Annotated in this window: 22 protein-coding genes, 4 pseudogenes and 1 riboswitch; of the genes and pseudogenes, 2 read left to right on the top strand and 24 right to left on the bottom strand. The window is 40.6% G+C overall.

Going from position 1 to position 22,001, the window contains the following annotated elements:
- Positions 1-2 precede the first annotated feature (2 nt).
- The 5 genes from pflA to DW059_RS04610 form a co-directional block, all read right to left on the bottom strand.
- Complete coding sequence (pflA, locus tag DW059_RS04630) at positions 3-737, bottom strand: pyruvate formate-lyase-activating protein (RefSeq protein ID WP_117697970.1); 735 nt, start codon at positions 735-737, stop codon at positions 3-5.
- 146 nt (positions 738-883) lie between these two features.
- The gene (pflB, locus tag DW059_RS04625) at positions 884-3,136 is read right to left on the bottom strand and encodes a formate C-acetyltransferase (protein ID WP_117697969.1); all 2,253 of its coding nucleotides are present in this window, start codon (positions 3,134-3,136) and stop codon (positions 884-886) included.
- Positions 3,137-3,330: 194 nt separating this feature from the next.
- Positions 3,331-3,410, bottom strand: a riboswitch (ZMP/ZTP riboswitch).
- Between the two features lie 83 nt (positions 3,411-3,493).
- Positions 3,494-4,234 (bottom strand): amino acid ABC transporter ATP-binding protein, encoded by a 741-nt coding sequence (locus tag DW059_RS04620; protein WP_022242706.1) that lies wholly within the window; start codon positions 4,232-4,234, stop codon positions 3,494-3,496.
- The gene (locus tag DW059_RS04615; protein WP_022242707.1) at positions 4,224-4,910 is read right to left on the bottom strand and encodes an amino acid ABC transporter permease; all 687 of its coding nucleotides are present in this window, start codon (positions 4,908-4,910) and stop codon (positions 4,224-4,226) included. Before DW059_RS04615 ends, DW059_RS04620 begins: the two co-directional genes overlap by 11 nt.
- A 20-nt stretch (positions 4,911-4,930) precedes the next feature.
- Entirely contained in the window at positions 4,931-5,728 is a 798-nt protein-coding gene (locus DW059_RS04610) for a transporter substrate-binding domain-containing protein (RefSeq protein ID WP_117697968.1), read from the bottom strand.
- A 247-nt stretch (positions 5,729-5,975) separates the two neighbouring features.
- Here DW059_RS04610 and DW059_RS04605 point away from each other — a divergent pair, with 247 nt between their 5' ends.
- On the top strand, positions 5,976-6,839 hold the full coding sequence (locus DW059_RS04605) for a type II CAAX endopeptidase family protein (protein WP_117697967.1): 864 nt from the start codon (positions 5,976-5,978) through the stop codon (positions 6,837-6,839).
- On the opposite strand, the gene DW059_RS04600 is transcribed toward DW059_RS04605, so the two are convergent.
- The 13 genes and pseudogenes from DW059_RS04600 to DW059_RS04535 form a co-directional block, all read right to left on the bottom strand.
- Positions 6,836-7,282 carry a hypothetical protein gene (locus DW059_RS04600; RefSeq protein ID WP_117697966.1) on the bottom strand — a complete coding sequence of 149 codons (447 nt, stop codon included), beginning with the start codon at positions 7,280-7,282 and terminating at the stop codon, positions 6,836-6,838. The genes DW059_RS04605 and DW059_RS04600 overlap by 4 nt on opposite strands.
- Complete coding sequence (locus DW059_RS04595; RefSeq protein WP_117697965.1) at positions 7,279-9,606, bottom strand: DEAD/DEAH box helicase family protein; 2,328 nt, start codon at positions 9,604-9,606, stop codon at positions 7,279-7,281. The genes DW059_RS04600 and DW059_RS04595 overlap by 4 nt, the downstream gene beginning before the upstream one ends.
- A complete protein-coding gene (locus DW059_RS04590; RefSeq protein WP_242986113.1) occupies positions 9,603-10,235 on the bottom strand; it encodes an NUDIX domain-containing protein in 633 nt (210 codons plus the stop codon). The genes DW059_RS04595 and DW059_RS04590 overlap by 4 nt, the downstream gene beginning before the upstream one ends.
- 348 nt (positions 10,236-10,583) lie before the next feature.
- Positions 10,584-10,784 (bottom strand): annotated as a pseudogene (locus tag DW059_RS17535) (bacteriohemerythrin); the annotation flags it as partial.
- Positions 10,771-12,029, bottom strand: a pseudogene (locus DW059_RS04580) (HD-GYP domain-containing protein). The pseudogenes DW059_RS17535 and DW059_RS04580, both read right to left, overlap by 14 nt.
- Entirely contained in the window at positions 12,030-12,185 is a 156-nt protein-coding gene (locus DW059_RS04575; protein ID WP_117697964.1) for a rubredoxin, read from the bottom strand.
- 90 nt (positions 12,186-12,275) lie between these two features.
- Positions 12,276-12,650, bottom strand: a complete 375-nt coding sequence (locus tag DW059_RS04570) for a desulfoferrodoxin family protein (protein ID WP_023920586.1) — start codon at positions 12,648-12,650, stop codon at positions 12,276-12,278.
- 27 nt (positions 12,651-12,677) lie between these two features.
- Positions 12,678-13,597: pseudogene (locus tag DW059_RS04565) on the bottom strand (L-lactate dehydrogenase).
- Positions 13,598-13,648: 51 nt separating this feature from the next.
- A complete protein-coding gene (gene rbr / locus DW059_RS04560; protein ID WP_117697963.1) occupies positions 13,649-14,191 on the bottom strand; it encodes a rubrerythrin in 543 nt (180 codons plus the stop codon).
- 20 nt (positions 14,192-14,211) lie between these two features.
- Positions 14,212-14,604 (bottom strand): Fur family transcriptional regulator, encoded by a 393-nt coding sequence (locus DW059_RS04555; protein WP_117697962.1) that lies wholly within the window; start codon positions 14,602-14,604, stop codon positions 14,212-14,214.
- A 128-nt stretch (positions 14,605-14,732) separates the two neighbouring features.
- Entirely contained in the window at positions 14,733-15,482 is a 750-nt protein-coding gene (gene yaaA, locus DW059_RS04550) for a peroxide stress protein YaaA (protein ID WP_117697961.1), read from the bottom strand.
- Positions 15,482-15,937: a thioredoxin-dependent thiol peroxidase gene (gene bcp, locus DW059_RS04545; RefSeq protein ID WP_117697960.1), complete on the bottom strand. Its 456-nt coding sequence runs from the start codon at positions 15,935-15,937 to the stop codon at positions 15,482-15,484. Before bcp ends, yaaA begins: the two co-directional genes overlap by 1 nt.
- A gap of 423 nt (positions 15,938-16,360) precedes the next feature.
- Positions 16,361-17,950 (bottom strand): GGDEF domain-containing protein, encoded by a 1,590-nt coding sequence (locus DW059_RS04535; RefSeq protein WP_242986111.1) that lies wholly within the window; start codon positions 17,948-17,950, stop codon positions 16,361-16,363.
- Positions 17,951-18,187: 237 nt separating this feature from the next.
- Between DW059_RS04535 and bilS the strand changes: the two genes are divergently transcribed.
- Positions 18,188-18,700, top strand: coding sequence for a flavodoxin family protein BilS (gene bilS / locus DW059_RS04530; RefSeq protein WP_117697959.1), 513 nt, complete (start codon positions 18,188-18,190; stop codon positions 18,698-18,700).
- A gap of 51 nt (positions 18,701-18,751) precedes the next feature.
- Here bilS and DW059_RS16370 read toward each other — a convergent pair whose 3' ends face one another.
- The 6 genes and pseudogenes from DW059_RS16370 to DW059_RS17530 all read right to left on the bottom strand — a co-directional run.
- Positions 18,752-19,129 (bottom strand): EAL domain-containing protein, encoded by a 378-nt coding sequence (locus tag DW059_RS16370; protein WP_242986110.1) that lies wholly within the window; start codon positions 19,127-19,129, stop codon positions 18,752-18,754.
- 14 nt (positions 19,130-19,143) lie between these two features.
- Positions 19,144-19,644 (bottom strand): diguanylate cyclase domain-containing protein, encoded by a 501-nt coding sequence (locus tag DW059_RS16365; RefSeq protein WP_242986108.1) that lies wholly within the window; start codon positions 19,642-19,644, stop codon positions 19,144-19,146.
- A gap of 155 nt (positions 19,645-19,799) precedes the next feature.
- Positions 19,800-20,441, bottom strand: a complete 642-nt coding sequence (locus DW059_RS04520) for a helix-turn-helix domain-containing protein (RefSeq protein ID WP_256385505.1) — start codon at positions 20,439-20,441, stop codon at positions 19,800-19,802.
- A 231-nt stretch (positions 20,442-20,672) separates the two neighbouring features.
- Positions 20,673-21,056: a VOC family protein gene (locus DW059_RS04515; protein ID WP_117697957.1), complete on the bottom strand. Its 384-nt coding sequence runs from the start codon at positions 21,054-21,056 to the stop codon at positions 20,673-20,675.
- A gap of 132 nt (positions 21,057-21,188) precedes the next feature.
- Positions 21,189-21,815, bottom strand: coding sequence for an alpha/beta fold hydrolase (locus tag DW059_RS04510; RefSeq protein WP_117697956.1), 627 nt, complete (start codon positions 21,813-21,815; stop codon positions 21,189-21,191).
- A gap of 28 nt (positions 21,816-21,843) precedes the next feature.
- Positions 21,844-22,001: pseudogene (locus DW059_RS17530) on the bottom strand (GNAT family N-acetyltransferase); the annotation flags it as partial.

Here is a 22,001-nt window from a genome sequence, read left to right as displayed (position 1 = left end):
TTTTACAGTGCCCCAAGAATCTCTTTTGCCCGGTCTATCTGCTCCTTTGTAGGCGGGTCTACGCCTTCTAACTGATATGGAATTCCAAGTTCCTTCCATTTAAAGACGCCTAAGGTATGATATGGCAGCACTTCCACCCGCTCTACTGTCTTAAGGGTATCAAGAAAACTTCTTAAGCGGTGAAGCTCATCCTCTTCTGTTGTAATACCCGGCACCAGCACATGGCGGATCCACATTGCTTTGCCATGGTCTGATAAATAAGCTGCCATTTCCAGAATATTCTGATTGGTCTGTCCGGTGAGTTTCCGGTGTGCTGTATCATCCATATGCTTAATGTCCAGCATAAAAAGGTCTGTATATTTCATCAGCTCATCAAATTTACTTTTAAACGGTTCTTCCATGGAAAATGGATTGCCGGAGGTATCGAGACAGGTATTTACCCCTTTTTCTTTTGCCAGCCGGAACAGTTCTGTTACGAAATCTATCTGTAAAAGAGCCTCTCCACCACTTACGGTGATTCCGCCCTTTTCTTTCCAATATGTTTTATAGCGAAGCGCCTTTTTTAACACTTCTTCCGGTGTCATCAGCTCTCCGCCATCTTTTGCCCAGGTATCCGGGTTATGGCAGTACTGACATCTCATGTTACAGCCTTTTAAAAATACAATATATCTTACGCCCGGCCCGTCTGCTGAACCAAAGCTCTCTACGGAATGGATACGTCCTTTTATTTCACTCATGTTGCCTCCTATACACCAAAATACTTACGGCTGCTTAACAACCTACGATAAAAATGTGCAGGCTTTTTTCATTAAGCCTGCACATTCTGCTTTACCTGAATCGCGGAAAAATCATATGCTCCCCGCAGTTCGGTTACTGTCTTAAATTACATACGCTCATGACAGGTACGGGCAATAACATCAAGCTGCTGCTCTTTTGTCAGGTCGATGAACTTAACTGCATAGCCGGATACACGGATTGTGAAGTTTGCATACTCTTCTTTCTCCGGATGCTCCATTGCATCAATAAGCTTTTCTTTGCCAAATACATTAACATTCAGATGATGTGCACCCTGATCAAAGTATCCGTCCATTACATTTACAAGGTTATCGATTCTTTCCTGCTCGTTGTTTCCAAGTGCGCCAGGATTGATGGTCTGTGTATTGGAAATACCATCTAATGCCCACTCATATGGAAGCTTGGTCAGAGAGTTTAAGGAAGCTAAAAGTCCGTTCTGCTCTGCACCGTAAGATGGGTTAGCTCCCGGTGAAAGTGGTTCGCCGGCTTTACGTCCATCCGGCATAGCTCCGGTTGCTTTACCATATACTACGTTAGAAGTAATGGTAAGGATAGAAGTTGTAGGCTCAGAATCACGATAAGTATGATGTTTCTTTAATTTATCCATGAAAGTCTTAAGCAGCCATACTCCGATTTCATCTGCACGGTCATCATCATTTCCGTACTTCGGGAAGTCTCCTTCGATTTCGAAGTCTTTTGCAAGTCCGTTCTCATCACGTACGACTTTTACTTTTGCATATTTGATTGCAGAAAGAGAATCGATAACATGTGAAAATCCTGCAATACCGGTTGCAAAGGTTCTCTTTAAGTCGGTATCCATCAGAGAAAGCTCTGCTGCTTCATAGTAATATTTATCATGCATATACTGAATCAGGTTCAGTGTATTTACATAGATGTCTACTAACCAGTCCATCATCTTGTCATATTTTGCCATTACTTCATCATAGTCAAGATATTCAGCTGTAATTGGTGCGTAATTTGGTCCTACCTGCTCGCCTGATTTCTCATCAACACCACCATTGATTGCGTAAAGCAGACATTTTGCAAGGTTTGCACGAGCGCCGAAGAACTGCATCTCTTTACCTGTCTGTGTAGCAGATACACAGCAGCAGATTGCATAATCATCGCCCCATACCGGTTTCATTGCATCATCATTCTCATACTGGATTGAGCTTGTTTCAATCGAGATACGTGCTGCATAATCACGGAAGGTCTGTGGCAGTCTGGATGAATAGAATACAGTAAGGTTTGGTTCTGGTGCCGGTCCCATATTCTCTAAAGTATGAAGGAAACGGAAGTCTGTCCTGGTTACCATGGAACGTCCGTCTACACCTGTTCCTGCTACATCAAGGGTTGCCCATACAGGGTCACCGGAGAATAACTGGTTGTAAGAAGGAATACGTGCGAATTTTACCATACGAAGTTTCATTGTGAAATGGTCAATCAGCTCCTGAGCCTGCTGCTCGGTAAGGATTCCCTTATCCATATCTCTCTTAATATAAATATCAAGGAAAGTAGAAACACGTCCTACTGACATTGCTGCACCGTTCTGTGTCTTGATTGCTGCAAGGTATCCGAAGTATAACCACTGGACAGCCTCTTTTGCATTGGTTGCAGGTCTTGAAATGTCATATCCGTAAATCTCAGCCAGTTTCTTCATATCTTCCAGACATTTAATCTGCTCTGCGATTTCTTCTCTTAAACGGATGACATCATCTGTCATCTGTCCGCATCCGCAGTTTGCTTTGTCTTTCTTCTTCTCAGCGATTAAGTAATCCAGTCCGTATAATGCCACACGGCGGTAATCACCTACAATACGTCCACGACCGTAGGTATCCGGAAGACCTGTTAAAATCTTAGCATGACGGACCTTCATCATTTCCGGTGTATAAGCGTCAAATACTGCTGTATTGTGTGTCTTATGATATTTGGTGAAAATTTCTTTTAATTTATCATTTACCTCATAGCCGTAGGTCTCACAAGCCTGAACAGCCATCTTGATTCCACCATATGGCATGAATGCTCTCTTTAATGGTTTGTCAGTCTGAAGACCAACTACCTGCTCTAAATCTTTTAAGCTTTCATCGATATATCCCGGACCATATGCTGTAATTCCGGTTACAACCTCTGTCTCCATATCAAGAACGCCACCCTTGGCACGCTCTTCTTTCTGTAATTTCTGAAGTGCATCCCACAGCTTGTTGGTTGCATCTGTCGGCTCAGCTAAAAAGCTCTCATCTCCATCATATGGAGTGTAGTTGTCCTGAATGAACTGACGAACATTGATTTCTTCTTTCCAGAGACGTCCTTCGAATCCATCCCACTCTTTCATTTCTATCATTGCGATATCCTCCTAAAAAAATGTATTCAGTATGAACACTGAATGGTTACTAAATTTACTGTCAACAGACTTTTTATTCATTGGTTTGAATTAGTCTTGTTTAACTGTAGTTAGTATATACTGACTGTTATTTTTTTGTCAATATCTTTTGGTGTTCAAAATAACATACAAAAAAAAACGAGCCGGTCCTCCAGGTTCATCGCCCAGACGGTCGGCTCGTTTTCGTTATACTTCATGTGGTTTTTCCACTTATCCGTCAGTCATATAACGGTTTTATCATAGACTATTTCTTTTCTGATTGCAATAGCTTATGAAAACTTTTTATCAACTATTTTTTCCGTTTTATCTGTTCTTTCCCTACAATACTTTGGAAAGGAAGTCGCAAAGACGCGGATTCTGTGGATTGGCGAAGAATTCTGCCGGTGTATTCTCTTCCTGAATCTGTCCTTCATTGATAAACATGACACGGCTTGCCACTTCTCTTGCAAATCCCATCTCGTGTGTTACTACTACCATGGTCATGCCATCCTGTGCCAGTTCTTTCATAATCTCTAAGACTTCTCCTACCATTTCCGGATCCAGTGCGGAAGTCGGCTCGTCAAATAACATGACATCCGGATTCATTGCCAGTGCTCTTGCAATTGCAATACGCTGTTTCTGTCCACCGGAAAGCATTGCCGGATAGGTATCTGCTTTATCAGACAGTCCGACTCTCATCAAAAGCTCGTCCGCACGCTTAGATGCCTCTTCCTTATTCATAAGTCCGGTCTGAACCGGTGCCAGCATGATATTTCCTTTTACGGTATAATTTGGAAACAGATTGAACTGCTGGAATACCATTCCAATCTTCTGACGCATCTTGTTGATGTCTACGGATTTATCCGTGATATCTGTTCCTTCAAAAGTAATCACACCGGAAGTCGGCTCCTCTAAAAGATTTAAGGAACGTAAGAATGTAGATTTACCACAACCGGATGGTCCGATGATGGCTACTACCTCTCCCTGGGCGATTTCTGTGGAGATACCATTTAATACATTTACATTTCCAAAGGATTTACACAAATCCTTTACTTCAATCAATACCTTCTTATCGCTCATTTGTTCTCAACCTCGTTTCCAGTTTATGTACACCAGCCGTTAAAATCATAACGATTATCAGGTAGATAATTGCAACACCGAACAATGGTAAGAACGGGTCATAGGTCTGGCTACGGATGATATCGCCACCCTTGGTCAGATCCGGGATTGCAATATATCCACTGATGGAAGTCTCTTTCAGTAAGGTAATAAACTCATTTGCCAGTGCCGGAAGTACATTCTTAAATGCCTGTGGCAGAATAATCAGACGCATGGTCTGCGAATAATTCAGTCCGAGGCTTCGTCCAGCTTCAAACTGTCCTTCGTCTACAGACATGATTCCGGAACGTACAATCTCTGCCACATAGGCAGCCGAATTCAAACCAAAAGCGATTACAGCCACTGCAATCTTATTATCGAGTGCAACCAGAATAATATAGTACATAATCAAAAGCTGTACCATCGTAGGGGTTCCACGCCATATGGTAAGATACACTTTACATATAAAATTCAAAACATTTAATCCACCATGTTTATCATGGGTGGAACGGATAATTGCGACTAAAAATCCAACCACAATACCCAGAAGTACTGCAAGCACTGCAATAAGCAGTGTATTGCCAAGGCCACGTAACAGATAAAGATATCTGTCTTTCTCTATAAAATCCTGTTGAAAGCTGCTTAAAAAATCGCTCAAGGTCTTTCCTCCTATACCGATTATTTATTTCTTACTACAATAACCTGGCTTGCTGTTGCATAAGTATCTGTAAAGTCAATGTTCTTAAGACGGTCTTCTGTTACAGTCATTCCTGCTGCACCAAAATCTGCTTTACCGGAAGATACTGCTGCGATGATTGCATCAAATTCCATATCTTCAATCTCTAAATCATAGCCAAGCTTGTCACAGATTGCTTTTGCGATGTCTGCATCGATACCAACTACATTGTCACCATCATAATATTCGTATGGCTCAAACTGTGCATTGGTTGCCATGGTAAGTTTTCCATTTGGATATTCTGTTCCCTCCGGAGTCTCATATGGATGCTCTCCTGTTTCATCACCAATATAGTTGCTGATGATAGTATCGATTGTTCCATCTGCTTTTAACTCTTCGATTGCTTTGTTGAATTTGTCTGTTAAATCTGTGTTATCTTTTGCGATACAGATTGCATATTCCTCTGCGTCAAAGGTATCATCTAAAATTTTCAAGTCATCATTCTTCTCAACAAATGCCTCTGCAGGCTGCTTGTCGATGATTACACAATCAATTTTACCGGTCTTTAATGCCTGAATTGCATCAGAACCTTTGTTGTAACGCTCTACGGTGCTTCCTTCGTCCTCATATGCTGTTGCATCGGCATCTCCGGTTGTTCCAAGCTGAACACCGATTTTCTTTCCCGGAAGGTCATCCTTGGAATTTACCGTGTTTGCAGCTACAGATGAGCCACATCCTACCATTGCTACTGTCATTGCTGCAGTTAATAAAAGTGCTGCAAATTTCTTCATGTTCTTCATATTTATTCCTCCTCTGATTATAATTATGTGAATTTATATTTCATACAGCATCATAAAATATATCAACATAACGCCTAGTATAGCATGATTCCGCCTATTTCACAAGTACCCGGAGAGTATTTATCTGCATTTAAAAATACATTTTTCCATGTATTTTTAAACAGGCGGTACCTCAGTAGTTTGCATATTCGCTTCATAATTGTTATAATGTGCCAAGAAAAGTGATGATACTTGAGGAGGTTTTTTCATGAAGCGATTTGGCAGAATTATGTTCTGTTTTCTTCCGGCTCTGCTGGCATTTGGCCTGCAGCAGCTTATCTCCATTCCGGCAGTAGGGCTTGCCCTGCTGGGTGGTTTTTATACCAAAGGGGCAACTTCTATCGATGACTGTATGGATGCATTTTTAAATATTATTTCCACCGCCAATTTTAATGCCGGTGTCAGTGCAGCCTACGGTACTGTTGCCCTTGTGATATTTGCCTACTGGTATTATAAAAAGTTCCGGCAGACAGAACCGGAAAATGTACGGAAACCATTTAATATTCCGGTTATCTTCGGCATTCTTATTACTGCAGTAGGATTACAGTATATTACCAATTACATTGTATCTTTTACTGCAGCCATTAACCCGCACTGGCTGGAATATTACAGTAACCTGGTAGAATCGGTGGGACTGGATGAGCCTTCCCTGATTCTGGTTCTCTATTCCGTTCTGATTGGACCTGTCTGTGAAGAACTGATTTTCCGTGGACTGACTTTGAAATATGCAAAAAGAGCAATGCCTTTCTGGGTTGCTAACCTCTTGCAGGCACTGCTCTTTGGTGTGTTCCATATGAATATGATTCAGGGTGTTTATGCTTTTGTGGTAGGAATTGTTCTTGGATTTATCTGCGAGAAAAGCCGCAGCATTTATCCTTCCATGCTTTTCCATATCCTCTTTAACCTCTGGGGAACCTTCTCTCCGGACTGGTTTATGTATAAAGCAGATACCGTTCCGTTCTTCTTCCTGTGGTTCTTTGTTGGTGCAGGACTACTGGTTGCAGGACTGTTCCTCTTTTTCTTTGGAGTAAATAAAAAGTATCCGAAAATTGAAAATTCTTATTATTCTTAATATCCTTTTGCAATTTTCTTTCCCTGCAAAAGGCTCTGGTTTTGATTTACAAAGGAGCGTGTCCGCTCTTTTAATAATAATTTTCGTCCTTCCGGGGTTCTTGTATATACCACATGGTATGGTCCAAGAGCCCTTTTCATATGCTTTTCAAAAATCAGGGCACGCTCCTTTTGTCTTCCGAATATTTCCGGGACACTGTAACACTCTCTTGATGTGCCAAAGATTTTTTCCCGGATAAGAAGATACCTTGGGTTATCAATAACACCCCACAATTCTTCCATGCAGGCAGAATAGGTTGTCTTATCTCTGGTGGTTCCACCTTTAAGCCAGGTACCTACCACAAGTCCGTTAAAGGATTCTACTTCTGTCCTGCAATGGGCACCATCCTCTAATTCCCCGCATTCCCTCAATGCATCTAGCATTGCTTCGCTAAGCTGTTTCATCCGTCTTGCCGGGGTGCTGAATTTAAACAGACGTATCCCTGATAGACAATTCCGGCAAATGCGGCTAACAGCGCAATTCCAAGTAACAGGAAAGCCGGATGATTACCAAGCTTCTGTGCCATCATTCTTCCACTCATTAAGAGTATTGCAAGTATCACCTGTATGATTTCTATACAGACCGCATTAATAAAGATATATCCGGTTTCTATTTCTTTTGCTGCAATTTCATCTATCTGTTCTATTTCCATCTGATTTCGCACTTCCTGTAAGGACTGGTTCCATCGCTGCCTCAATGCATTTCTGTCCTTTGCACGCTCAAGCATCATGCGGTTTGCTTTATCTACCTCATATTTTGATGTTATCTTTGGAATGTCCAGCCGACCGATTCCGCTTTCGATTACATCTTCCCTGCAGGATACTCCTAAAAATGATTCAAACCGGCGTTCCAGCATTTCATAATCGCCCTCTGCATCGGTATTACTCTGCTGTCCCCGCTCTTTTGGAAAAATGCAGGCAAGATGCCAGATGTTTCCAGTCTTATCCGGCTGCTCTCTATCGGTACGGATTGCTCTTCCACGCATCTGGTTACTCAGCATAAAAGACCCTACATAGGTTGCCAGTATCAGGGAATTGATGCACGGTGCATCCCAGCCTTCTCCCAGCAATGACTTGGTTCCAATCAATGTATGAATCTCTCCCTGGCGGAATAACTCCGTCACAACAGCTACGGTGTGGGTGCTCTTTCCCTTTATCATAAGCTGTCCATATCCGGTATCTCCCAGTGGATTCAACGTTCCACTGCAGCCATACTGTGCCAGTAATTCCGGCAGTTTTGCTTCCACTGCCATTGGAACGATTATCACTGTTCCGCTCAGTACACCCAGCCGGATTCCAGTCATGTTCTGCCGCCTTAAATATTCAAAAATCGGCACTGCACCAAGCTCTGTTACCAGTGTATCTTTACTTCCAATCTCCGGCAATTTGTCTTTCTTAATATAATCGCAGAGAACCAGAAGGCGTAAATCATTTCCCAGTGCCTCATACTCAGCCTGCACAATGGTATGGATGCTCTCCATCTTTCCCTGGCTTTTCATAAGTACCTTTTTAATGGCTTCATTATCCCGCAGCGCAACCTTGTTCCGGTAGATGGCTCCTGCCTCTTTTAATTCCTGCAGCAGGCTTTCCCGCTCTGCTTCCATCATGGTATAGGACTCTCTGTCCTCATAAAGAACACCCTGCAGTAACACTTCCATCCAGTGTGCATCCATTCCCGGCAGCTTTCCCTTTGTTCCGATGAGCTTCCTTAAATAACCTGAAAATGGAATCCCTTTTGCCTGGCAGTATACCAGCAGTGCTGTAAAATACTCCGGTTTATCTAAGAACCGCTCACTGTATTCTTCCGGATGCATAAGCCCCTGATGGGAAGATACGATTCTTCGCAATGTCTCATCTGCCATCATTTTCTGCACCTGCATCTGCATCCGTTTCTGATATTCCCTGACATATGCTTCCTCTTCTCTTGTCGGCCAGTTAAAATAAACATAGTCCTGATGCGGGCAGAGACTTCCTTCTCTTACCAGTTCCGGTGTAAAGATTTCTTCATCAATCGGTCCGCACATATCGATATAACGCTTCCACTGTGCCGGTGTACTGTCATAAGGCGGTGTTGCTGTCAATGCAATGATTTTCACATCCGGCAGCTTATCTAAGAAAGTCTCCAGTGCCTTCCACCACTCACTACGAAGGTGATGCGCCTCATCCAGACAAATTGTTGTAATACCGGCTTCCTTTACTGCCTTAAAAATATCGAAATCCCGGTAGTCAACCTGCTCCGTTTCCTTCTCTCCATCTGCTTCTTCTGTCACTCCGCCGGCTGCCACTTTACTGTCTGCCGCATCTACTCCATCCACCGCTTCACTGGCTGCTGCATCTTCCTCTGCCGCTTCCCCGCTGTCCTCTTCCAGTGTGCCCTGTTCCCGCTTCATGGCACTGTACAATGCCTGATAAGTCGTTGCAGTCATCTGTTTCATCTGTTTCAAATTATTGGATAATATTTCCTGCGGATCTGCCTGCTCGGTTAAGAAGCCCTCCTGTATACGCATCAGCCATTGCTGGCGGATGGTAATGCTGGGTGAAAAAATAAGGCAGGGTGCTCCCAGCCTCCGAATCAGTTCTATTCCAAGTGTAGTCTTGCCGGAACCCGGCGCTGCCACAATATGTATCTTTCCATCCTTCAAATACTGCTGTGCATGTAAGAGTACTCTTTCCTGATAATCTCTCCACTTTCCCCGAAATTGCAGGATTCCCTCATATCCTGTGTTCATAAATTTCCCTCCATCATCATTTTGACAAATGCAGTATCGCGATATATCCACGGTTCCTTCGAAAATGGCTCATTTGCTTTTACAATCTCTTCCGGTGTCATCCATTCCAGATGATAGCCTTTTGCCTTCTCGCTTTCTGTCATATGCGGTTCTGTTGTTCTCTCCTCAACTGTGCAGGCAAAGAAATAGGTGTGACAGTGATATATTTTATCTGTTTCAAATAAATCACGGCGTTTTTCTTCTATCTCGCCCAACAGCTGCATACTTCCCGGGCATAATATCAATCCGCCCTCTTCTAATACTTCTCTGGAAAGTGCCGTTTCAAAATCTTCCTCACCATTCATGCCGCCGCCTAATATTTTGCAGTCCCCAGCCCTGCCGCGCTGGACTGCAATTTTTCCATTCTTTTTTATGATTGCCCGGACGCACTTTCTTTCAAATACCGGCATGCCATCCTTATAATCTTTTTTATCTAATACCAGAAGTATCTTACTTTCCGTCATTTTCGTTTCCTCGCTCTTGTCAAAGTTACCTAATCTGCCCACTGAAAACTGTTTACCATGGTCTCTGCTGTCCGTATAGGTACCTTCACCATTTACCCGGGCAGCACTGCCCTGCACCTGCATCATAAGCTGTGAAAGAATAGTCCTTTGTATTAATTTCTCATCATAATATGTAATATCGGTTGAAATCGCATTACTAATAGCTAGTATACCATAAACATACTGTTTTTGGGAAGAAATGTCCTATTTCATCCAATAAACAGCTATCTTGTCGCTTTCCACTCTCCAAAGTCATAGTAAGCAGTTGGTTTATCACCAAAGATACCTCCTCTTACTGCCAGCACAAAGTTTCGCTTAGCAAGCACTTGATGCGTTTCTTCTACGTATGCATATTGTCAAGTGTATATGTCATATTTTATATTCAAAATAAAAAAAGCTGCTACTCTCTAAAAAATAACAGCCTTTCTTACTATATCAGCCTTTTGGAATTTGACCATCGACATACAGAATGTGATTAACTAACCACTCTGTGAGATATTTTAAAATTCCCATAATCTGTTCATCTTGATCTTCTACCTCATCATTGTGATATTCCATAAATTCATCAAGTTTATGTATAAATTCCTGATGTTGAACTTTCTGTGTAAATATCTTCTTATAATTAATAGATTCCACCAAAACATTCCCTAATTTTCTTGGAAATATCAGAATCAACAAAACCTTTCTGTGCCATGTCATCGAGCATCTCACACGTTTTTTCGTGCGATAAACCTTTCTTATATGGTCTGTCCTCGGTTAATGCCTGATAAATATCAATACATGCCATAATACGTTCCGGCTCATTTAATTCAGCTGCGGTTTTTCCAAAAGGATACCCTTTTCCATTTAATTTTTCATGATGGAAAGCTGCCCAGTCTCGTATTTCTTCAAAATCATTAACCTCTGATAATATAAGGTATGTATAGCCAGCATGATTCTTCATTTTTGAAAATTCATCATCCGTAAGCTTATCCGGTTTTTCCAAAATTTCATTGCCTACTGCCATCTTCCCAATATCATGCAGTGCACCAGCCAGATAAATTTTTTGCACATTAATAGAATCATATCCGATATATTGAGCAAAAAAAGCTGCTTTTTCAGCCACTCCTATAGAATGTCTGCTTGTAAAAGAAGATTTATAATCTACAATCTTTGCAAAAAAATCTGCGACATTTTTACACGTTTTCCAATCAAAAACCCGTTTTTGTCTTGGGATAATCTCCCATAGCTTCATTTCAAAAGAATTATCACTTAAACATATAAATGATTCAGAATGTGTGAATGCATGAAAAAAGGCATTCACACATTCTGAATCGAATAATCCATCCCTATTTTTTAAAAGGTACTGACATATAAAATTCCAACTGTTATTTCCAGATCCCGTGTTATTTCCTATAATATCAATGGTATCTGCAAGATGAATAATCCTTGCAAACAATGGAATTTGATTCCACTTTTTTTGAAAAGGACCAGTTCCATCGGCATGTTCATGATGATACAAAATCACATTTGACACATCTGTTTTAAATGGAATTTTAGTAATATTTTTTTCACCATAAATACAATGAAGATTTGTTTTTTTCTCGGATAAATCTTTTTTACAATGAATGACGGAATCCTTTTTCAGTCTTCCGAAATATATTGTGTCAAAGCATTATCATGCAGTAAAGCACACATGGCTAAATCTTGTAATTCATCACCTTGAATTTTCCAATATTCAGCCATGCGTATACTTATATAAGCCACTCTTTTTCCATGTTTGTTTTTGATATTTACCAACTCTGCTTCTATACAGTCCAAAGCATAAGAACAGGCTCCTGCAAGTCCGATGATATCTATACTTAGTTCTTCTTTCATTGGTATAATCCTATCATAATACATTTATGCTTCTGAGAACTGGTCTTTTCCTACAGAGCATAACGGACATTCAAAATCTTCTGGAATATCCTCCCACTTTGTACCAGGTACAATACCACCTTCTGGATAGCCCTTCTCCTCATCGTATTCCCATCCGCAAACATCACATACGTATTTCATTCGTTGTCCCTCCTTGTAAATATATTAATACACAGCCTATATTACTGTTATATTTGTGTTGTTCTGTAACCTTAATATGTATAAATGCTTTTAGCATTTCCATAATCCATGCAGGTTACAATATGCATATACTTCTTCTACCTGTTCACCATCGCAAAGACAAAAATCTGCTACCGGCTCCTGCCCTGGATTTAACTGTTTTCTGTATATTCCCTGGTTTGTATTTAATGTAATCCACTCAATGAAATGCTCTTCAAGCATTGGATGTTTTGTCTCTCCGACCACGACATGAACATGACTGCCTTCTATCGTATATACAGGTACATGCTTCTCGACAGCAGCATCTGTCACTCCGGCTTTTAATTCCTGCATAGGTTCTCCGCAACAAATTACAGGTACACCCTTATCCTTTACCTTTTCAACAATGTTTCCACAATGCTTACAAATATAATATCTTACTTCCATGCCTTTTTCTCCTTCCATGTGTAAAATTTATAATTCAATTGTCTCCATAATCTTTTTCAATGAATCTGCAGATTCCTTAGCTTTAACGCTTCCTCTCCACTTAAATTAATAGGTATATCAGACTCAATACCATCTGCACCTACAATAGCTGGCATACTTAACGATACTCCGTCAATATCATATACTCCATGCATCATGTGTGATACAGGAAGTATTGATTTTTCATCTCTCATAATCACTTCGCAGATTCTTTTTACAGACATTGCAATTCCATAATATGTAGCGTGCTTTTTGTTTATAATCTCATAAGCACTGTTCTTGACTGCTGTAGCTATTTCTGCCGTGTTTTCCTTGTGCTTGTAATGTCCACGCATTTCACACATTTCACTTAATGGAACACCAGATACATTGGCTGATGACCATGCTACAACTTCGCTGTCTCCATGCTCACCTACTATAAATGCATGAACACTCCTGCTGTCCACAGATAAATGCTCACCAAGCTTATATCTTAATCTGGCACTATCTAACACAGTACCCGATCCAATAACCCTGTTTTCTGGAAGTCCTGATAACTTTATGGCTACCTGAGTCAGGATATCTACCGGATTCGCAACTACAAGCATGATACCTGCAAAATTTCTCTTTGCTATTTCAGGAATGATTGACTTAAATATTGCTACATTTTTATTTACGAGATCAAGCCTTGTCTCTCCCGGTTTCTGTCCCGCTCCGGCAGATATGACAACAATTGCAGCATCAGCCACATCATCATAATCTCCGGCATATATTTTCATCGGACTCGCAAATGGAATACCATGACTGATATCCATCGCTTCTCCTTCTGCCTTGTTCTTATCTGCATCGATAAGGACAATCTCTGTAAACAAGCCACTCTGCATCAGAGCAAATACCGATGCAGAACCAACAAAGCCACAGCCTATCATTACTGCTTTTTTTGAATTAATCACTTTCTTCTTCGTAATAATCTCATCTCCTTAATAATTCTCTTCATGTACTTCAAAATAGCTCTGTGGATGATTACATACCGGACATACTTCAGGCGCCTTAGTTCCTACCACAATATGTCCGCAGTTACGGCATTCCCATACCTTAACTTCGCTCTTTTCAAATACCTGTGCAGTTTCAATATTCTTAAGAAGTGCACGATATCTTTCCTCATGGTGCTTCTCAATCTCACCTACTGCCCTGAATTTTGCTGCAAGCTCAGGGAATCCTTCTTCCTCAGCTGTTTTAGCAAAGCCTTCATACATATCTGTCCACTCATAATTTTCGCCTTCTGCCGCTGCCGCCAGGTTTTCCTTTGTATCACCAATTCCTGCTAATTCCTTGAACCACATCTTTGCATGTTCTTTTTCATTATCTGCAGTCTTTAAAAACAATGCTGACATCTGCTCGTAACCTTCCTTTTTCGCTACAGAAGCAAAATAGGTATACTTATTTCTTGCCTGTGATTCCCCTGCAAATGCCTCCTGCAAATTCTTCTCTGTCTGTGTTCCTGCATATTTGTTATCTGCCATCTATTTTACCTCCGTCTTCTTTACAACTTTTTCTCCCTGCATTTTTGGCAAATGCCTTTAAATGAAATATCATAATCCACAAATTCAATTCCATGAGTGTTATGAATTCTTTCCAGCAAATTCGGTATTTGATCCATATCCACATCAAAAATTTCACCGCACTTTATACATCTTACATGGTAATGATTTTTCAATGTAAAATCAAATCGGTTCGGTCCATCCGGAACTTCAACCTTTCTTAATGCACCTTCCTCTACCAATATATCAAGATTTCTATATACAGTTCCTTTTCCAATTGTTGGATATGCTTCTTTTATAAATTCATACACTTCATTTGCCGTAACGTGTCTTCTCATTTCGTATACGGTATTTCTTACAAGATCTTTTTGAATGGTATTTCTCCTACTTGTCATTTGTCCTCCTTATTAGGATTAGTTCTTAATAAGGATTATATATCACTATCATCCTGTTGTCAATAAAAAATAGTAATAATTCTCATTATTATAAAAGATGCCAAACTGAGCATCTTTTACCTGAATAACTATTTTATTTTGCGTTCAAATACATATTCTGAATCTGAAGATAAATCAGACCTAAACGAATATCCGAGTCTGTCAAATTTCTGAATCTCCACCGGATTTTCAATATTATTTTCCGCTATGAATCTGACCATTTCACCACGAGCCATCTTGGCATAGGTACCTTTTGTTACCAATTTATCTCCGGATAACTCACAAAATACAATCGTAATATATCTGTCCTGTGGTGTCAGATACTTTTCTATACATTTTGAGTATTCTTTTGATGCAAGATTAATGATAATCCTACTGTCATCGATTACTGAGCGGTATAACAATTCTCCCCAGTACTCATACAGATTTTTTGCATCTCCAATTCCAACCTTTGCCTGCATTTCAAGACGATAAGGAGTCACACCATCCATTGGTTTTAAAATTCCATAAAACGCAGACAAGATTCTTAAATGATTTTGCAAATACTCAAACTGCTGGTTTTCAAACACAGATGGTGCCATATATTGAAATGCAATCCCTTCATATGCTAAAACAGCCGGAGTAAGCCTGTTATAAAGATCCATATTTTCCAATCTGTTAAAGTTCTGCTCTGCAATCTTGTCATTACATTTCCAGATAGCTTTCAGTTCTTCTTTTGATTTGCTTTTCATCCAGTTTAATACTTCTGCTGTCCTATCAATATAGACAGGCAGTTCAACCGGTGCTAAGTTATCGGTATCTACAATCATCTTTTTTGCAGGTGATAAAATAATCTTCATTATACCAATTCCTTAAGCATATTTTCAGGATCATCTGCCGCCTTGACTTTATCATTTGCCTTTATAATGATTCCCTGCTCATCAATAAGATATGTAGTTCTTACTACACCCATAGATACTTTTCCATAATTTTTCTTTTCTTTCCAGACATCATATGCTTCAATAACTTTACGCTCCGGATCTGCTAATAGCGTAAATGCCAGTCCGTATTTTTCTTCAAATCTCTTGTGAGACGCTACAGAGTCCTTGCTTACTCCGAGAATAACAGCTCCCTTCTCAGTAAACTGTGGATAACGCTCAGAAAAGCCACATGCCTGCTTCGTACATCCTGGTGTATTATCCTTTGGATAAAAATATAGGATCACTTTTTTTCCTGCATAATTGCTTAATTTATGCATTTCTCCATTCTGATCCGGCAATTCAAAGTCCGGTGCTTTTTTTCCTACTTCTAACATATTTTATACCTCCAAATTGATTAAGCTGTTTCCAAAATAAATATCTCTGGATCATTAACAATATTATACATTCCATCCATTACTTCCGACAAGCAGGGAAAGAAAAATAATCAATCCAAATACAAAAGGATGTATCACGATAATTCTTGCATTACCTTGACACATCCTTTCGTGTTGTATTTTTTATTCTTCTTAATGACAGCTATGGTTTCCACATCCATGCTCACCACATGTATGTCCATCCCCATGGAACACGGAAGGTCCAGAATCGTTTGATGGCTTCACGCAAGGATGATGCTCCGGCGATTACCTCCAGGTCATTTTTTCTGGCCTATGCATCCGTCTGCTGTTCCTCGAGCTTCTCATAAAACCGGTAACTGTTCTTACCATTCTGTTTGACATAATACAATGCCTTGTCCGCTCTCATATAATATTCTTCAAAGTTTCCTCCCTGTCTGCACATGCACAGACCGCAGGACAGGGATGCCGGTGAGTCTCTGCCGTGAGATTTTTTGCCGCACCAAAGCTTTCAAACAGCTTTCTCATCCGCATGTTCATCTCTTCTTCTGATGCCTCCGGCAGATAGAACAGGAATTCATCTCCTCCCAGCCGGCAGACCACTGCGTTCTCCATGCACTCTGTGAGCATTGCTCCTACCAGCCTGAGAGCACAATCCCCCGCCTTATGTCCATAGACATCGTTGATCTTCTTAAGATTATCCATATCGACAAATCCCAGACAGCCATCATGCTCCTGCATTTTCTCAAGGATCAGCTTTTCACCCTTATGACGCATAGGAAGACCTGTCAGATAATCCAGGCTTTCCCTGGCCTCTTTCTGCCTGGCCAGCTCCAGCTCGCGGATGCGGTCCATTGTCTGGATCAGCGTAACGACCAGCAGGGCCACCAGTCCGGTTGCGATAAAAATCCCTGACATTGACACCACTCGATACACCTCTGTCACCTCCAGCATGACTGCAATCATGGCAACTACCAGTCCGATCAGCGGAAGCTTGTAATGTTTCGCCGTTCCCTTGATGAGATCCCGGCAAATGGTGATAAATATTGTCAGGAACGTTCCTGCGATCACTAGGTGGGACAAGAACATTGTCGAGATAAAATCTGCGATATTCAGTAGCTGTAAGGACGTGCATAGTACAAAGTTCACACAGGTGATACACTCTGCCACATGATAGACCTTCCGGTACCTTCCCTGCTGCACACTGTCAATATAGAACATGAGCGGAACCGGGCAGAGCATCACAACGAAGAAGCACATATTCGACAGAATAGAAGCATTGGAAACGAACAGCTGGCGCAGCTTCGATTCTCCCAGCATCCACACTGCTCCCAGAATCATGCACCATCCCAGGTACTCCAGATCAAATCTCGTCTTATATATAATATCAAGCACCAGACTGATAATCAGCACGACCAGTCCGGCAAACAGCATGGTGCAGGCGATCAGAGTTACCATAAAATAGCAGTGGAGCATATATGCCCAGATATCTGATTTGTCCCCACAATATACCGTGTTGACGACACCGGAATACTTGTCGGTAAAGGACTGCAGTTCAATCCGCACTTCCTGCCCCGCATCCTCGCCGGATGTCTCGCAGAACACATACCCACTGGCAGAATTTTTCCCAAAAGGTCTGGTATTCTCCGTATCATACACCGCCCTCAGTTCCCCACCGATGTAAATGCGCACATTCTCCAGAGAGGACCTGATGGCGATCGTATTTTCATGATAATCCTGTGGGAGCACCGACCGGATGACCAGAGGCTCTCCGGCAGGCACATCACATTTGCCCGGAACCGGGATTTCCTCTTTGGTTCCGTCTGCCAGCACCCGGTAAAAGGTTCCGGTATAAGTAATGCTTTCCTCCGTGACCGTTTCCCTTTCACTTGGGTAAATATATTGTCCCAAAAGGAATGCCGCAAGCAGCACACATATCACCACATAAAATAAAATTCTTTTATACTTTCGGATTGTATATTTCTCTTCTGTCAACTTTTCTACCTCATTAAATGATACCGGGACAGCCCGGCTTTTATTCCCTTATCGGGGTTCTGTCCATGATCTTTCCCCCACTTATGAACAAGTCTATCACAAGCGGCAGGAAAAGCAACTATCCATTTCGCTCTGTAAAATGTTTATGGAAAATTCATTCGACAAATCATGCTTTCCGAACTAAAATAGGAATGCGATATGATAATTTCATAATCCTATGAAAGGAGACAATATGATATGAAGAATAAAAAATATTCCATCGTTTATAGCAGCTTAACAGGTAATACCAGGGTGCTGGCTGATGCGATCCACGAGGCATTACCTCAGGATGAATGTGAGTATTTCGGTGTGTCCGACACAGTGATTCCTTCTTCCGAACTGCTCTATATCGGATTTTGGACAGACAAGGGTAATGCAGATACCAAGACATTACAGCTATTATCGCAGTTAAAGAATAAACAGATTTTTCTGTTTGGAACTGCAGGCTTTGGTGGCAGTGATATCTATTTTTGGAAAATCCTGAGTCAGGTTAAGCAGTTCGTTGATGCAAGTAATGTTATCGTCGGAGAGTATATGTGTCAGGGCAGAATGCCACAGTCTGTCCGGGAACGCTACTTGAAAATGAAGGATGCTCCCGATCATCCGGCAAATCTTGATGTATTGATCCAGAATTTTGACTGTGCATTGTCTCACCCTGATGCAGATGACCTGGAGAAACTCAGACAAGCCGTTAGGAACTCATCCTTCTGATAAGACCATAAAATAAGGCAGCCCCACATATCTGAGGCTACCTTACTCTCTTTATTTAACATTGATGCCACTGACATATTGCTGTAGAAACTGTTTCTTTCCACATGGTCTTCCAAAATAATATCCCTGCAGATAATCAACCTTCATTTCTTTCATTTTCAGAAGCCATTCTTTTTCCTCGATGCCTTCTGCGCATATCCTGACGTTAATACTATGTACCATTGGGATGATATTTTTATATAATTCATAATCCCTCGCACTGTTCATCGCCTTGGCAGTAAAATCCCTATCCATTTTCACGTAACTTGGATTCATATCACGGATACAATGAAGATTCGAATATCCTGTTCCAAAATCATCGACCACAAAGGGAATTCCGTTCTTGTCCAGAGTTTTACGAAATTTACAGAACGAAGGTGTCATATCCATAAATCCGCTTTCTGTCATTTCAACACATAAGCATTCCGGTCTCTTCCAATAATGGGATAAACTCTATCGGTGAAACAAACTCCCGCCCTTCTTCCGTTATCATGTCGTAAAAAGACCTCATAGTCATCCTGGTCAAAAATATAGAATCCATTTTTAGCCATGCTTTTTGCCTGTTTCAAGGCAAATTCAAACTTTTTGCGGCATTCTTCGGTTCCCTCACAAAATGTTGCTGCATCTATAACACCAATAGAAATAGAAAATATAGCTTCATAATTTTCGGCTACTATGAAATTATGAAGTTTATCTGTGATCTTTTCTTTCAGTACCACAGCGTCTTCGGAGGAAGAAGCTTCCAGATCCACGATCACATACTGGTCCGCAACCAGATGGTAAAGCTTTTGATTATCAGAAAGACAGCTCTCCATGCAGTCGGCAACACTTTTTAAGATATGGTTACCATAATCCGCTCCTCTGGAACTATTGATTGCTCCGAAATCATCAATTCCTATATGCATAAAAAAACCCTTGGAAATGGGTTCCTTTTGTGCACGCAGGTAATCTCTGCAAAGGACTCCATGCCTCATTTTCATTCTGTAATACTTCTTTTGCATTTACTGGCATACTCCCCAATATTGCCAATACTATCACACAACAAATTACTTTTTTTATTCTATACATCTTTTTTAACCTCCTTTGTAATCTCTACTTCCTCTACGCCCGGTATCCATGCATTTTTCCATAATACCCGGTGTCCCAAATACCAGATTTGAATATGTTGTCCTTCTTTAATATCTTTAAAACTTCCGGCACTTCCATCCGGTAATGTTACCGGGATTGCATCATCCTGTGCCAGACGATATACCTTTCCGGGATTTTTTCCATTTGCATCTGTCTCTCTTACATAAATCACCTCACCCTTCGATTCAACCACTGCATTCATGCATAAATGATATTCTAAAATATAATTTTTCTGAATGTTCTCTACACTGTATCCGATTAAAACTCCAAATAGCACAAACAGAATACACAACACCCACCGGTACTTTCGTATCTGTCTTTTTTTCTCCCTCTTTGCAATATCTATAGTATCTTTTACCAGCTCATTTACCGTATGCTCTGCCCTGCCAGCCTCTTCTCCCCGGATAATATCAGCAACATCCACCTGAAATACCTGTGCCAGCTCCTCCATTAATTCAATATCTGGAAATGAGATTCCGCGCTCCCATTTCGAAACTGCTTTGTCTGAAATATGAAGCTGTTCTGCAAGCTGCATTTGTGTCCAGCCTTTCTTTTTCCGAGGTTTCTGATATATTCGCCTGTTTTTTCTTTATCCATACCCATCCTCGTCCGTTTGCCGGACTTCTTCTCCTCCCTGATATTTTGATACCTTTATTCTATATGAATTTCGATATTTTTGCACTCTACTCCTGGTTTAGTGCGTATAAAAAATACAGGATTCAAGGTTTTCCCTCTCTTCCTGCATTGCCTGCTTTTTGATTATCTCTCCAAACCTCGTCCATTTCCGATTTGTGCCTCCTATTTTTCAGACTGTAATTTCAATTTGGTTATCTTCGAATGCAACAATACAACTTTCATAATAACCATCTCCAGTCTTTCTTGGACCGCTGACAACTTCATAACCATCTGCCTTTAACTCTGCCGTCAAAGTATCAACCTTTTCTTTGCTGCCTACGCTAAAAGCAATGTGCGCATATCCGGTACGAGTAAGCTCTTTTGGACAATCCGACATTTCTGGTTTATTCATAATCTCTATGCGTGTATCATCATCAAATGAAAGAAAATAAGAGCGGAAATCCGTCTGAAAATTATGATATCCATCGTTTGATTTTGCATCAAAATATTTCACAAAAAAATTTCTTGCTTCTTCCAGATTATTTACATATAATGCAATATGTTCGATTTTCATAGTTTGTTTTTCCTATCTTCTTATTAATTTTCTTTTCCTGTTCTGTTTCCATTTTAACTTCTTTTATATGTGAATACAACTCCAATTACAGATGCAATAAGAACAAATGGTGCAATCCTCACAAGCAGGAAGTTAACTGATACTATCATAAAATCTTTGCAACACAATCGCCAACTCTTCCGGGGCTTCTATGTTTGCTTCATGACCTGTTTTCATAAGTTCATGGAAGTAGGAATTGTTCAGATAATGGCAAAGTTCTTTTGAAGTTTTTTTGTTTGCATTGTCCTTCTCTCCACAAACGATTAATACCGGACAAGACACCTTATGCAGTGAGTCACTGAAATCTAATTCAGCCATCGTACCACATAGTTTAATAACATCTGCTTTTTTGAAGCCCATTTTATTGAATGCCGAATTCGGCATAAGATGAAACAATATATTCTGAACTTTCAATAATTTTCGGGGCATTTTATATTGTGCTGCAATTAATACGAGTGCCTTTACTTTATCTGGGTGGTCTATCGCATAATTAAGTGCCAAAACAGCTCCTAGAGAAAGCCCACATAAGACAATTTCTTCGTTCTCCTTGTCGCATTCTGATGAGAATGCTGAATATAATTCCTTATATGTAGCAGATTTCCTTTCTAACAGCTCTGATAAACTCAAACTGTAACTGCTTTTCGATACTTTCGTTTCTTTTATTACTCTATTCCAACTGTCTGGTTTTTGCCCTAGTCCATGCAAATATAAATACTTCATATATTGTCACTCCGTCAAATTTTGATTTCTATTTTTGTTTCCATAGCATAGTGTATTCTTTTTCACCAGTAACTTCATCCAAACCTTTACATTGAATAATGAACCCTTCTCTTTGGTAAAAAGAAATTGCTCTGGCATTCTTCTGGTATACATTTAATTGTAATCTATCTTTTTATCCTTAATATA

Origin of the sequence: Roseburia sp. AF42-8, from assembly GCF_003435965.1 — a bacterium.
Taxonomy (GTDB): domain Bacteria; phylum Bacillota; class Clostridia; order Lachnospirales; family Lachnospiraceae; genus Roseburia_C; species Roseburia_C amylophila.
Note: the sequence above shows the minus strand (reverse complement) of the source record. Positions and strands in the feature narration are given on the sequence as shown.